General features: G+C 64.5%; 12 protein-coding genes and 3 pseudogenes. 10 read left to right on the top strand and 5 right to left on the bottom strand.

Translation table 11 applies throughout. The features are described 5' to 3' along the window. The first annotated feature begins 25 nt into the window (after positions 1-25). The 10 genes from AB6804_RS22875 (at position 26) to hutG (ending at position 10,732) form a co-directional block, all read left to right on the top strand. Positions 26-748 (top strand): ABC transporter permease, encoded by a 723-nt coding sequence (locus tag AB6804_RS22875; RefSeq protein WP_370888409.1) that lies wholly within the window; start codon positions 26-28, stop codon positions 746-748. A gap of 45 nt (positions 749-793) precedes the next feature. After that, a complete protein-coding gene (locus AB6804_RS22870) occupies positions 794-1,537 on the top strand; it encodes an ABC transporter permease (protein WP_370888408.1) in 744 nt (247 codons plus the stop codon). 29 nt (positions 1,538-1,566) lie between these two features. Continuing rightward, complete coding sequence (locus AB6804_RS22865) at positions 1,567-2,358, top strand: ABC transporter ATP-binding protein (RefSeq protein WP_370888407.1); 792 nt, start codon at positions 1,567-1,569, stop codon at positions 2,356-2,358. A 31-nt stretch (positions 2,359-2,389) separates the two neighbouring features. Further along, on the top strand, positions 2,390-4,018 hold the full coding sequence (hutH, locus tag AB6804_RS22860) for a histidine ammonia-lyase (RefSeq protein WP_370888406.1): 1,629 nt from the start codon (positions 2,390-2,392) through the stop codon (positions 4,016-4,018). 48 nt (positions 4,019-4,066) lie between these two features. Continuing rightward, complete coding sequence (hutC, locus tag AB6804_RS22855; RefSeq protein WP_370888405.1) at positions 4,067-4,807, top strand: histidine utilization repressor; 741 nt, start codon at positions 4,067-4,069, stop codon at positions 4,805-4,807. A 243-nt stretch (positions 4,808-5,050) separates the two neighbouring features. Continuing rightward, entirely contained in the window at positions 5,051-6,739 is a 1,689-nt protein-coding gene (gene hutU, locus AB6804_RS22850; protein WP_370888404.1) for a urocanate hydratase, read from the top strand. Further along, the gene (locus AB6804_RS22845) at positions 6,736-7,320 is read left to right on the top strand and encodes a HutD family protein (protein ID WP_370888403.1); all 585 of its coding nucleotides are present in this window, start codon (positions 6,736-6,738) and stop codon (positions 7,318-7,320) included. Before hutU ends, AB6804_RS22845 begins: the two co-directional genes overlap by 4 nt. Beyond that, positions 7,317-8,540: an imidazolonepropionase gene (gene hutI / locus AB6804_RS22840; RefSeq protein ID WP_370888402.1), complete on the top strand. Its 1,224-nt coding sequence runs from the start codon at positions 7,317-7,319 to the stop codon at positions 8,538-8,540. Before AB6804_RS22845 ends, hutI begins: the two co-directional genes overlap by 4 nt. Then, entirely contained in the window at positions 8,537-9,925 is a 1,389-nt protein-coding gene (locus tag AB6804_RS22835; protein ID WP_370888401.1) for a formimidoylglutamate deiminase, read from the top strand. Before hutI ends, AB6804_RS22835 begins: the two co-directional genes overlap by 4 nt. A 9-nt stretch (positions 9,926-9,934) precedes the next feature. Then, complete coding sequence (gene hutG, locus AB6804_RS22830; RefSeq protein WP_370888400.1) at positions 9,935-10,732, top strand: N-formylglutamate deformylase; 798 nt, start codon at positions 9,935-9,937, stop codon at positions 10,730-10,732. A 74-nt stretch (positions 10,733-10,806) separates the two neighbouring features. Here hutG and AB6804_RS22825 read toward each other — a convergent pair. The 5 genes and pseudogenes from AB6804_RS22825 to AB6804_RS22805 form a co-directional block, all read right to left on the bottom strand. Beyond that, positions 10,807-11,166: pseudogene (locus AB6804_RS22825) on the bottom strand (cytosine permease); the annotation flags it as partial. Between the two features lie 28 nt (positions 11,167-11,194). Next, a pseudogene (locus AB6804_RS22820) lies at positions 11,195-11,758 on the bottom strand (aldehyde dehydrogenase family protein); the annotation flags it as partial. Next, positions 11,757-11,944: pseudogene (locus AB6804_RS22815) on the bottom strand (nitroreductase family protein); the annotation flags it as partial. The pseudogenes AB6804_RS22820 and AB6804_RS22815, both read right to left, overlap by 2 nt. A gap of 109 nt (positions 11,945-12,053) precedes the next feature. After that, positions 12,054-12,362, bottom strand: coding sequence for a type II toxin-antitoxin system RelE/ParE family toxin (locus tag AB6804_RS22810; protein ID WP_370888399.1), 309 nt, complete (start codon positions 12,360-12,362; stop codon positions 12,054-12,056). After that, the gene (locus AB6804_RS22805; protein ID WP_370888398.1) at positions 12,350-12,634 is read right to left on the bottom strand and encodes a CopG family ribbon-helix-helix protein; all 285 of its coding nucleotides are present in this window, start codon (positions 12,632-12,634) and stop codon (positions 12,350-12,352) included. Before AB6804_RS22805 ends, AB6804_RS22810 begins: the two co-directional genes overlap by 13 nt. Positions 12,635-13,069 lie beyond the last annotated feature (435 nt).

Here is a 13,069-nt window from a genome sequence, read left to right as displayed (position 1 = left end):
GCCGTCAGGCGGCCAGGAGCAGGTCATGTCGCTTTTCCAGATGTTCGGATTCGGCCCCGACGGATGGGGCTCCGCCCTGTTGCTCGGCGCCTTGCTGACCGTCGTCCTGACGATCGCCGCACTCTTCACGGGCGCCATCTTCGGCGGTCTCGTCGCTGCGGCGAAGCTGTCGAAGTTCCGCACGCTGCGCGTAGCCGGCGATCTCTACACGACCGTGTTTCGCGGCGTGCCGGAACTGCTCGTCATTTATCTCTTCTATTTCGGCGGCTCCAGTTTTGTCTCGACCATCGGCAAGTGGTTCGGCGCGGACGGCTTCGTCAGCGTTCCGCCTTTCCTGATCGGCGCGGTCGCGGTGGGCATGATCTCCGGGTCGTATCAGGCAGAGGTCTATCGCGCGGCGGTGCTCGCGGTGGCGCGCGGCGAGCTCGAAGCGGCACGCGCGATCGGCATGCCGGTGCACATGATGGCGCGCCGCATCCTGATTCCCCAGGTCATCCGGTATGCGCTGCCGGGTCTCGGCAACGTCTGGCAGATGAGTCTCAAGGACTCGGCGCTGATCTCGGTCACCGGCCTCGCCGAACTCATGCGCACGAGTCAGATCGCCGCCGGATCGACGCATCAGTACTTCGCGTTTTTCATCGCAGGCGGATTGCTCTATCTCGTGATGACCAGCATTTCAGGACGCATTTTCGGCCGCGCCGAGGCATCGGTCGCGCGTTCGTTCCGGCGCAGCTTCGCGCGCAACTGAGCCACCGAGCCACTAAGCAACTGACGCCGCCAGCGGAGATTTCTCATGCCCGTCGATATCAACTTCATGCTCGACACCATGCGCCAGTTGCTGGCCGCGGTGCCGACCACACTCGCACTGTTTTTCGCCTCGCTGGTGCTGGGCGGCCTGCTGTCGCTCGTGATCGTCGCGATGCGCGTCTCGCCGCACTGGCTGCCGCGAAACTTCGGGCGCTTCTACATCTTCGTGTTTCGCGGCTCGCCGCTGCTTATCCAGATGTTCCTCATCTACTACGGGCTCGGCCAGTTCGGCGTGATCCGTCACAGCTTCCTGTGGCCCGTGCTGCGCGAGCCGTATGTGTGCGCAGTGCTGTCGCTCGCGCTGTGCACGGCGGGCTATACGGCCGAGATCATTCGCGGCGGTCTCATGGCGATTCCGCACGGCCAGATCGAAGCAGGCTATTCGATCGGCCTCTCCGGTTTCGCGCTGCTGCGCCGCGTGATCGGGCCGATCGCGTTGCGGCTTTGCCTGCCTGCGTATTCGACGGAAGCAGTGCTGCTCGTGAAGTCCACCGCGCTCGCAAGCCTCGTCACCGTGTGGGAAGTCACGGGCGTCGCGCAGGAAATCATCCACCAGACGTATCGCACGACGGAAGTCTTCATGTGCGCCGCGCTCATTTATCTGCTGCTCAATTTCGCGATCGTCAGCGTGCTCGGGTTCGTGGAGCGCAGGCTGTCCGGCCATCTGCGCCCGCCGCCCATGCCCGCCGTGGCATCGTCCGCGCCGGTTCAGACGCGTGTCGCATCCTGAGAATCCTTCGCTGTTTCGGAGAAGAAAGCATGAGTACTGTTTCGCCCGTCGCGCTGTCGGTCAAAGGCATCAAGAAGTCGTTCGGCGATCATCAGGTGCTGAAGGGCATTTCGCTCGATGCCCATGAAGGCGATGTCATTTCCATCCTAGGCGCGAGCGGCTCGGGCAAGAGCACGTTTCTGCGCTGCCTGAATCTGCTGGAAATGCCCGACGACGGCTCCGTGTCGCTCGCCGGCGAAGAACTGAGGATGAAGCGCCGCAACGACGGACGCCTTCAGCCCGCCGACCGCAAGCAAGTGGACCGCGTGCGCTCGCAGTTTGGCATGGTGTTCCAGAGCTTCAATCTGTGGTCGCACATGACGGTGCTGCAAAACGTGATCGAAGGTCCGATCCGCGTGCTGAAAAAGAGCCGCGCCGAAGCGGTGGAGCAGGCCGAAGCGCTGCTCGCGAAAGTCGGGCTCGCCGACAAACGGAAACACTATCCGGCGCATTTGTCGGGCGGACAGCAGCAGCGCGTGGCGATCGCGCGCGCGCTCGCGATGGATCCGAAAGTCATGTTGTTCGATGAGCCGACCTCGGCGCTCGATCCCGAACTCGTCGGCGAAGTGCTGCGCGTCATGCGCTCGCTCGCGGACGACGGCCGCACGATGCTCGTCGTCACGCACGAAATGGGCTTTGCGCGGCACGTGTCGAACCGCGTCATGTTCCTGCACGAAGGACGGGTCGAACTTGACGGCACGCCCACCGAAGTATTCGGCGAGCAGAAGTCCGAGCGTTTCCGGCAATTCGTGTCGAGTCATCAGGACCGCAGCACGCACTGAACTTTGCAAGACGTTTTATCGAAGGATCGTCATGATCGTTATCCGCTCCGCCCAGCCGCTCGAATGGCGTGAAATCGCCGCCATCGCCGCCGGCGCTTCCCTCGAACTTTCTCCCGAAGCCGAGGCGCGCATCGCGGCGGCGCGCAGGCTCGTCGACGAAATCGTCACGCGCGGCATTCGGGCGTACGGCGTCAATACAGGCGTGGGCGCACTCTGCGACGTCGTCGTGTCGCAAGCGGAGCAGCGCGATCTCTCGCACAACATCCTGATGAGCCATGCGGTCGGCGTCGGCGCGCCGCTCGGACGCGAAGAGACGCGCGCGATCATCGCCGCCGCCATCAACAACTTCGCGCACGGCCATTCCGGCGTGCGGCTCGAAGTGGTGCGCACGCTGCTCGCGCTGCTCAACGCGGACTATCTGCCGGAAGTGCCGGCGTTCGGTTCGGTCGGCTATCTGAGCCACATGGCGCATATCGCGCTGGTGTGCGTGGGCGCCGGCCACGTGCGCGCGGGCGGCGAGCGCATGACGGGCGACGAGGCTCTGCGGCGGCTGGGGCTCGAACCGATGACGCTCGAAGCGAAGGAAGGCCTGAGCCTCGTCAACGGGACGCCGTGCGTGACCGGCCTCGCCGCACTGGCGATGGCGCGGGCGCAGCGCTTTCTCGACTGGGCCGATGTGGTGTCGGCGATGAGCTTCGAGAATCTCCGTGGCCAGCTCGATGCGCTCGATCCGCAATCGCTCGCGTTCCGGCGCTCCGAAGGGCTGGCGCTGGTCGGTGCGCGGCTTCGCGCGGCGCTTTCGGACAGCGGCATCCTCAACGAATCGATCGGGCGGCGCACGCAGGACCCGCTCAGCCTGCGCACGATTCCCCACGTACACGGCGCGGCGCGCGATGCGCTGAAGATGACCGCCGAGGTCGTCGATCGCGAACTGGCTTCGATCACCGACAATCCGATCGTCGCGGGCACGCCCGAAGCCCCGCGCGTGTTTTCGCAGGCGCATGCTGTCGGCGCATCGATGGCGCTCGCGATGGACGGCATCGCCGTCACCATGGCGCAGGTGTCGGCGCTGGCCGAACGCCGGCTCGACCGCCTCGTGAATCCGCTCGTCAGCGGTCTGCCGGCGTTCCTCGCGGAAATCGGCGGCACGCGCTCCGGTTTCATGATCGCGCAGTACACGGCCGCTTCGCTGGTGGCGCAGAACCGGCGCATCGCCGCGCCCGCGAGCCTGGACGGCGGCGTGACCTCGGGATTGCAGGAAGATCACCTGTGTCACGCGACGCCCGCCGCGCTGAAGGCGCTCGAAATCATCGAGAACTCGGCGCGCATCCTCGGCATCGAATTGCTCGCCGCGACGCAGGCCTACGATCTTCAGCCGACGCAGCTCGCGCGCGCCCCCTATACTGATTCCTTGCGCGCGCAGGTGCGCGGCGTGCTGCCGATCTATCGCGACGACCGGCCGCTCGCAAACGACATGACGTTCGCATTTCGCATGATCGCGGATGGCGTTCCACCGCCGCTGCCGGGACCGTCGACGAGAACGGACGGCGCGGATGATACGCAGCCGTCCGCCGGCGCGCCCGCGACGGTCACGGCGCAGCGGTGTGCGCAATCCGCCAACGACGCGCTCGCCTTGGTGCCGGAGGCGCACGGGAGATAAGGCGGCGAGTTATCGCGTGCGCGTGCGGCTCCCATAACTGGAAAAAAAATGAAGACGGACGCGGACGCTACACGAGAATCGGGCATGGCCGAGAGCCGCAGAATGCTGCCGGTCTATGAGCAGATCAAGCGCTATGTCGTCGACCGGATTGCCGATGGCACATGGAAGCCCGGCGATACGATTCCATCGGAAACGGAACTGGTGAAGGAGTTCGGCGTCTCGCGCATGACCGCATCGCGCGCGCTGCGCGAACTCACGGCCGAGCGCGTGCTGACGCGCGTGCAGGGCTCGGGCACGTTCGTCGCGCCGCGCCATTACGAATCGACGATTCTCGAAGTACGCAATATTGCCGACGAAATCGCCGCGCGCGGGCATCGACATTCCGCGCGGGTGCTTAGGCTCGAGACGTCTGAGGATGCGGAAGCGATCGCCTCCCTCGATCTCACCGCAGGGCCGGTGTTCCATTCGTGCATCGTGCACTGCGAGGATGGCACGCCGATCCAGTACGAGGATCGCTACACCAATCCGCATCTCTTTCCCGATTACCTGCAGCAGGACTTCACGACCGAAACGCCGAACCACTACATGGTGCGGCTCGCGCCGATTCAGCGCGCGGAGTTTCGCATCGACGCGCAGAAGCCCAACGCGACCATCCGCAAGCAGCTCGAAATGGAGATCGGCGAGCCGTGTCTGCTGGTGTCGCGGCGCACGTGGGTCGGCGACGGCGTGGCGACCTCGGTGCAGTTGTGGCATCCGTCGTCGCGATTTCATTTGGTGGGGAAGGTGTAGGGACACCTCACCTGACTAGACAACTTGTTGGAATCCCATACGCGGGTAATCATTTCCGAATACCCGCGTTTCTGTTTGTGCGCCCCGTAATTTGCACATGCCGTCAGCGTATACCCTGCTGAGACAAATCGACCTTTCCTCTTGTATATACAACTTGGCGTGGCTAAACTGTTTTCACTGCCCGCGATGAGCGCGATCGCGCATCGCGGGTCTTCGTCGACAAATCCACCTTGAGCGAAGCATATGAATCATCCCAAACACATCGATCCGCGTCTCGACCCGACCCGCACGATCCGTGCTCCGCGCGGCAGCGAAAAAACCTGCAAGACCTGGATCGCGGAAGCCGCGTACCGGATGATTCAAAACAATCTGGACCCCGAAGTGGCGGAGCATCCGCATGCGCTCGTCGTCTATGGCGGCATCGGCCGCGCGGCGCGCAACTGGGATTGCTTCGACCAGATTCTCGCGTCGCTCAAGGATCTGGAAGAGAACGAGACGCTCCTGATCCAGTCGGGCAAGCCGGTCGGCGTGTTCCGCACGCATGCGGACGCGCCGCGCGTGCTGCTCGCCAACTCCAATCTCGTGCCGCACTGGGCGAACTGGGATCATTTCCACGAACTCGACCGCAAGGGCCTCATGATGTACGGCCAGATGACGGCGGGAAGCTGGATCTATATCGGCAGCCAGGGCATCGTGCAGGGCACTTACGAGACGTTCTTCTCGGTCGCGAACCAGCATTTCAACGGCGATCCGAAGGGCCGCTGGATTCTCACGGGCGGTCTCGGCGGCATGGGCGGCGCGCAGCCGCTGGCCGCGACGATGGCCGGCTTCTCGATGATCGCCGTCGAATGCGACGAGTCGCGCATCGACTTCCGTCTGAAGACGCGCTACGTCGACAAGAAGGCGAAGACGCTGGACGAAGCGCTCGCCATGATCGAAGAGGCGAAGAAAAGCGGCACGCCCGTATCGATCGGCCTGCTCGGCAACGCAGCCGATGTCTTCGCGCAACTGGTCGATCGCAACATCACGCCGGACTGCGTCACGGACCAGACTAGCGCGCATGACCCGATCCACGGTTACCTGCCGCAAGGCTGGACGGTCGAAGACTGGCGCGAACGTCAGAAGACCGACCCGCAAAGCATCGTGACGGCCGCCAAGCAGTCGATGGCGAAGCAGGTGCAGGCGATGCTCGCGCTGCAGGATCGCGGCGCGGCCACGCTGGATTACGGCAACAACATCCGTCAGATGGCGCTCGAAATGGGCGTGAAGAACGCCTTCGATTTCCCCGGTTTCGTGCCGGCGTACATTCGTCCCCTCTTCTGCGAAGGCAAGGGGCCGTTCCGCTGGGTCGCGCTGTCGGGCGATCCGGAAGACATCTACAAGACCGATGCCAAGGTCAAGGAACTGATCCCCGACGACCCGCATCTGCACAACTGGCTCGACATGGCGCGTGAGCGCATCGCGTTCCAGGGTTTGCCGGCGCGCATCTGCTGGGTCGGCGTGAAGGACCGCTATCGTCTGGGACAGGCGTTCAACGAGATGGTGAAGAACGGCGAACTGAAAGCGCCGGTCGTCATCGGACGCGATCATCTGGACACCGGCTCCGTCGCCAGCCCGAACCGCGAAACCGAATCGATGAAGGACGGCTCCGACGCCGTCAGCGACTGGCCGCTGCTCAACGCGCTGCTGAACACGGCAGGCGGCGCGTCGTGGGTGTCGCTGCATCACGGCGGCGGCGTGGGCATGGGCTTCAGCCAGCATTCGGGCGTGGTGATCGTCGCGGACGGCACGGATGCCGCGCACGAGCGTCTCGGCCGCGTGCTCTTCAACGATCCGGCGACGGGCGTCATGCGTCACGCCGATGCGGGCTACGAGCTGGCGCAATCCACCGCGCGCGAAGCCGGACTCAAGCTGCCGATGCTCGGCCGATGATGGCTTCGTCCATCACGTTGATTCGCGGCATGGACCTCGTGGCGTCGCCGTGGAAGAACGGCGGCGGCGTCACGCGCGAAGTCGCCGCGTTTCCCGAGGGCGCGTCCATGGAAGCGTTCGCGTGGCGCGTGAGCGTGGCCGATGTCGCGAAAGCCGGGCCGTTCTCGCGCTTTCCCGGCGTCGACCGCACGCTGGTGCTGCTCGACGGCGCGGGCATGATCCTCGACGAAGGCGCGCAAACGCATGCGCTGATGCAGCCGCTCGATATCGCGCGTTTTGCGGGCGAATCCGCGATCGACGCCCGTCTCGTCGACGGCGCGACGCGCGACCTCAATCTCATGGTGCACCGTGACGCGGCGCGCGGCACGCTCGATGTGTGGCGCGCGGGCGAAGCGCGTCATGTCGAAGCGGACACGGCGTTGCTGTACTGCGCGCAAGGCTCGATTCGCGTGCGCGTGAACGGCGACGAGCCTGTCGCGCTTGAGCAGGGCGATACGCTGCGCATCGACCGCGTCAAAGCGCATATCGCGACGGAAGGCGACGGCGCGTTGCTCGCCATCGCATTGAGGGAAACGCAATGAAGCGCACGCTTTGGCACAACCTGAATCTTTGTCCCGCAGGCGATCCCGGCAGCACGATCGATGACGCCGCGATCGCCGTCGAGAACGGCAAGATCGCATGGCTCGGCGCGCGCGCGCACGTGCCGCACGATTTCACGCAATGGCCGCGCGAAGACCTGCGCGGCGCGTGGGTCACGCCCGGCTTGATCGACTGCCACACGCATCTGGTCTATGGCGGCCAGCGCGCCAACGAGTTCGCGCAGCGTCTCGCGGGCGTGAGCTATGAAGAGATCGCGCGGCAGGGCGGCGGCATCGTCTCGACCGTGCGCGCGACGCGCGCGGCCGATGAAGCGTCGCTCTTCGCGCAATCCGCCGCGCGCCTCGAAGCGCTGCTCGCGGACGGCGTGACCGCCATCGAAATCAAATCGGGCTACGGCCTCGATCTGCCGACCGAGCGCAAGATGCTGCGCGTCGCGCGTGCGCTCGGCGAGCGCTATCCCGTCACCGTGCGCACGACGTTTCTCGGCGCGCACGCGTTGCCGCCCGAGTTCGCGGGCCGCGCCGACGACTATATCGACGAAGTGTGCAATCGCATGTTGCCCGCGCTCGCCGACGAAGGTCTCGTCGATGCTGTCGATGTGTTCTGCGAGCGCATCGGCTTTACGCTCGCCCAGAGCGAGCGTGTGTTCGAGGCGGCGGCGCGGCGCGGCATCGCCGTGAAGATGCACGCGGAGCAGTTGTCGAACAGCGGCGGCGCGGCGCTGGCGGCGCGCTATCGCGGGCTGTCGGCGGATCATCTGGAATTTCTCGATGAAGCGGGCGTCGCGGCGATGAAGCAAGCCGGAACCGTCGCGGTGTTGTTGCCGGGCGCGTACTACTTCATCCGCGAGACGCGGCTTCCGCCGCTCGAACTGCTGCGCCGCTACGAAGTCCCGATCGCCATTTCGACCGACAGCAATCCCGGCACGTCGCCGGTCACGTCGCTGCTGCTCATGATGAACATGGCCACGACGCTGTTTCGCATGACGGTTCCCGAAGTGCTGCAAGGCGTGACGCGTCACGCGGCGCGCGCCTTCGGCGACGAGCAACGTCACGGCACGCTCGCGGCCGGACGTCCGGCGGACTTCGCGGTGTGGCCGGTGCAATCGCTCGCGGAACTCGCTTACTGGTTCGGCCGTCCGCTTTGCGGGCGCGTCGTGCGCGGCGGGGAAACTGTCTTCGAACGTCGACTGAACGCATGAATACACTCTTTGCCGAACACGCTTATTTGCCCGATGGCTGGCGTCGCAACGTGCTGCTCGAATGGTCTGACGACGGCACGCTGCAACGCGTCACGCCCGATCTTCCCGAGGCGCCGCGCGGTGTCGCACGCGCATCGGGGCCGTTGATTCCCGGCATGCCGAACCTGCATTCGCACGCGTTTCAGCGCGCGATGGCCGGTCTCACCGAATATCGCGCCAATCCAACCGACAGCTTCTGGAGCTGGCGCGATCTGATGTATCGCTTCGCGGCGCACATCACGCCCGACGATCTCGGCGCGATTGCGCGCTGGCTCTACGTCGAAATGCTGAAGGCGGGTTACACGTCCGTCTGCGAGTTCCATTACGTGCATCACGCGCCCGATGGCGAGCGTTACGGCAATCCGGCGGAACTCGCGGCACGCGTGGTGCAGGCGGCGAGCGAGACCGGCATCGGCATGACGATGCTGCCGGTGCTGTATCAGTACAGCGGCTTCGGCGCACAGGCGCCGCGTGACGACCAGCGGCGTTTCATCAATACGCCGGAAGGCCTGCTCGGGATCGTCGACGCGTTGCGACGCGCGCATCCCGAACGCGGCGATGTGCGTTATGGCGTCGCGCCGCACTCGCTGCGCGCGGTGTCGCGGGCATCGCTGCGTGCGCTGCTCGATGGACTGGATGCGTCGTCGGCCAATGCGCCGGTGCATATCCATATCGCCGAGCAGACGGCCGAAGTCGATGCCTGCTTGCAAACCGAAGGCGCGCGGCCCGTGCAATGGCTGCTCGATCACTTCGATGTGAACGCGCGCTGGTGCCTCGTGCACGCTACGCACGTCGATGCGAACGAAACCGCCGCGCTCGCAAAGAGCGGCGCGGTGGCCGGCCTGTGCCTGACGACCGAGGCGAATCTCGGCGACGGCATTTTTCCCGCGCACGATTATCTCGAAGCGAACGGTGCGTTCGGTGTCGGCTCGGACAGTCATATCGGCGTGGACTGGCGCTCGGAACTGCGTCTGCTCGAATACGGCCAGCGCCTCTCACGACGCGAGCGCAACGTGCTGGCCGCGCCGCATCGCGCGATCGTGGCCGACCGGCTCTTCGCCGCCGCGCTGCAAGGCGGCGCGCGCGCGACCGGCCGTGCGGTCGGCACGCTCGAAGCGAGCGCACGCGCCGACTGGATCGTGCTCGATGCCGATCATCCGAATCTCGCGGAACAGACGCCCGATACATGGCTGTCGTCCGTGGTGTTCTGCGAGCATGGCGGATCGCCGATTCGCGATGTTTATACCGGCGGCGAGCGCGTGGTCGAAGACGGACGTCATCGTGACGAAGCACGCCTTTACTCGGACTATCGCGCCGCACTCGCGCGCTTGCTGGCCGATTCCTGAATCCCACACATGAACGATATCCTCACGCTGCAACGCGGCGATGCGCCGCTCGTCATTTCGATCCCGCATCTCGGAACACACATCCCTGATTCGATGCGCGACCGGTACACGGACGTCGCGCTGACCGTGGCGGACACGGACTGGCATCTCGATCGCCTCTATGCGTTCGCGAAGGAATGGGGCGCGACGGTGATCGGCGCGCGCGTCTCGCGTTATGTCATCGATCTGAACCGTCCGCCGAACGACGAGAGCCTGTATCCCGGCCAGACGACGACATCGCTGTGCCCGACCGAAACGTTTCGCGGCGAGCCGCTTTATCGCGATGGATGCGCGCCCGATGCAGCCGAACGCCGGCAACGCGTCGAGCGCTTCTGGCAGCCGTACCACCAGACGCTCGACGCGGAGTTGAAGCGTCTGCGCGGCGCGCACGCTAACGTACTGCTGTGGGAAGCGCATTCGATCGCGGGCGTGCTGCCGCGTCTTTTCGAGGACAAGCTGCCCGATCTGAACATCGGCACGCAGGACGGCCGCACCGCCGATGCGTCGATCCAGGCGCGCGTGGAAAGCGCCGCAAAGGCGAGCGGTTTGACGTGGGTGGCGAACGGGCGCTTCAAGGGCGGCTATATCACGCGGCATTTCGGCGCGCCGAAAGACGGCGTGCATGCGGTGCAGCTCGAAATGTGCCAGTCCGCGTATATGAATGAATCGGCGCCGTTCGATTTCGTCGATGAACGCGCGGTCAAGGTCGAAGCCGTGCTGCGCGATATGCTGAGCGGCGCGCTCGACGCGGTGAAGGCGATCGGCTGACTTCGGGTATCGGTTGAAGAAACGGCTCCGCATCGAAAGATGCGCAGCCGTTTTTCTTTGCGATCAGCCCGCTGTCACTCTTGCGCGTTCGGCAGAACCAGCCGCGCGGGATAAGTCCGCGGCGCGCGACGCATCACCGTGTAGTAGACCAGCCCCGGAACGACGAGACCGATGATCCACGAGATATCCGTGCCGCCGAGCGTATCGACGAAAGGACCCGTGTAGAAGTGTGTCGAGATGAACGGCATCTGCACGAGCACACCGAGCGTGTAGATCAGAATGGCCTTGCCGTTCCAGCGGCCATAGCGTCCGTCCGGGTCCGAAAGCGCGGGTACGTCGTAGCGCGATCGCGTGAAGCAGTAGTAGTCCACCAGATTGATCGCGCTCCAGGGCGTAAAGAATGCGAGCAGAAACACGTCGATAGAGCGCCATTCCGCCCCCTTCCGAACCGGTGAACGCACCGCCCTTGATGAGCGGATGATCGACAAGCGCTTCGCCGACTTCATTACCGCCGCCTCCGGGCATCGAGAAAACGCCCTCGTGCAATCCCGACACGGCGACCGCCTCGCGAATGACGCGCGCCTGTATCCCGGACGCACCCGGATGCGCGTTATGCGCCTTCACGATGACCGGACATCCCGCTGCGAGCGCGGATGCCGTGTCTCCGCCCGCGACGGAACACGCGATCGGGAAGTTGCTTGCGCCGAAGATTGCGATCGGTCCGGCTGCGATCTTCTGCATGCGATGGTCCATGCACGCCCGCGGTTGCCGCTCGGGTTGCGCGGGATCGATCGTCGCCTGACGGAAGCGTCCTCGACACACGACGTGTGCGAACTGACGGAATTGCGTCGCGGCCTTGGCGGCCTCGCCTTCGAGTTGCGCCACATGCAAACCAGGTTCGAGCGATCCACGCTTCGCGAGTTCCGGCGTTACCGCATCGAGGCCGTCCGCGATGCGCTCGAGAAACGCTGCGCGTTTGACAAGCGTGGTGGCGTTGTAGCTGTCGAAAGCGTCGTCCGTTCGGATTGACCTCGCCCTTTGCGTTAAGCGTGTCCGCGAGCACGGCGATCAGCACTTGCGCGAGCCGGTTCCACGTCTGGTTGAACGGAACCAGCGTCGCGAAGGCGCGCTCGAATGCGGCGGCGTCCCCGCCTTCTCGAACACGATAAAGCGCCAGGGCTGCCCGTTATCGGCCGATGGCGCCCAGCGCGCATTCGAGCAGCGCTTCATGTCCTATTTCAGCTGTGGCCTCGCCTTGATCGCGAACGCGGGCTCGCGCATGCATTCGACAGCGCGACCGTGGATCATTCTCCGGGCAAGCTTACGGAGATTCGCGTCGGTAGCGCAGTTCTCGCTGACTTCGGATCGCCATGACAAGAACCGCGTCAAATTCCGGCACAAACCGATACAGCGCCAGATAGCCATGGGCACCGTTTGAAATGACCAACTCGCGCATGCCTGGATAGTTGTCGACCGGCCGGCCAATCATCGGGCTTGACTGGAGAATGTCGAGTGCGGACACGATGTCATCGATGCGCCCGACCGCATGCTGTGGCGTGTGTTCGAAGAGAAACTCAAAGATACGATCGAAGTCCTCGCGAATTTCCGGCGCTAGGACTATTCGCGCCATCGCTTGACCTTGGGTACTTTCGGCAAGCCGCCTGCCGCGCGCTCGCGCAGATAGTCACGCATCTCGTTCCATTGGAACCCCACGCCTGTGTCCAGCATCTTCGCGACGCGCGCGTTGCCCTCGTCGAGGAACGCTTGGCGTAGTTCTTCGTTCGCCACCCGCTCTGCGATGGCGTCCAGCATGAAACTGTGTGCCGTAGTGCCGGACTGCTCGGCGAGCCGGGAGACGCGCTCGCGTAGCTCCGGCGGCAGGCGAAGTGTGGTGGTCGACATCGCATCCTCGTTGTGCTACAGATGTGCTACATCCTATGCAGACGGGCGCAAAATTGCAACTGCTGCGGACTCGTACGGCGCGTCGATTCCAACTTATCTGTTTGATTTTGTTCGTCATTCGGCATTTCTAAATTGACATTATTGCTAGGTCCGCGACAACCTCGGACACGCCTCCTGACCACGACCCGCATTTACCTGCACGTCGATGACGATCGACGCCACCAAGAGACCGAAGAGAAGCACCGGGTAGACTGGTGAGCGATCGGCGTCGCGCCCGTCAGCGCGCCTTGTCCTCTTCATCCCGTGATCCGCGGGACCGCTCATGAAAGTGCTTGTGCCCGAAGCGCAGATCTCTGCAGACAAACAGACGCTAAGCTTTGTCCTTTAGTGGCGCGGGCAGACCGTGACCTGTGTCGTGCCGCGCAACTCAAATGA

The organism is Caballeronia sp. RCC_10, assembly GCF_041360715.1.
GTDB classification, from domain to species: domain Bacteria; phylum Pseudomonadota; class Gammaproteobacteria; order Burkholderiales; family Burkholderiaceae; genus Caballeronia; species Caballeronia grimmiae.
Note: the sequence above shows the minus strand (reverse complement) of the source record. Positions and strands in the feature narration are given on the sequence as shown.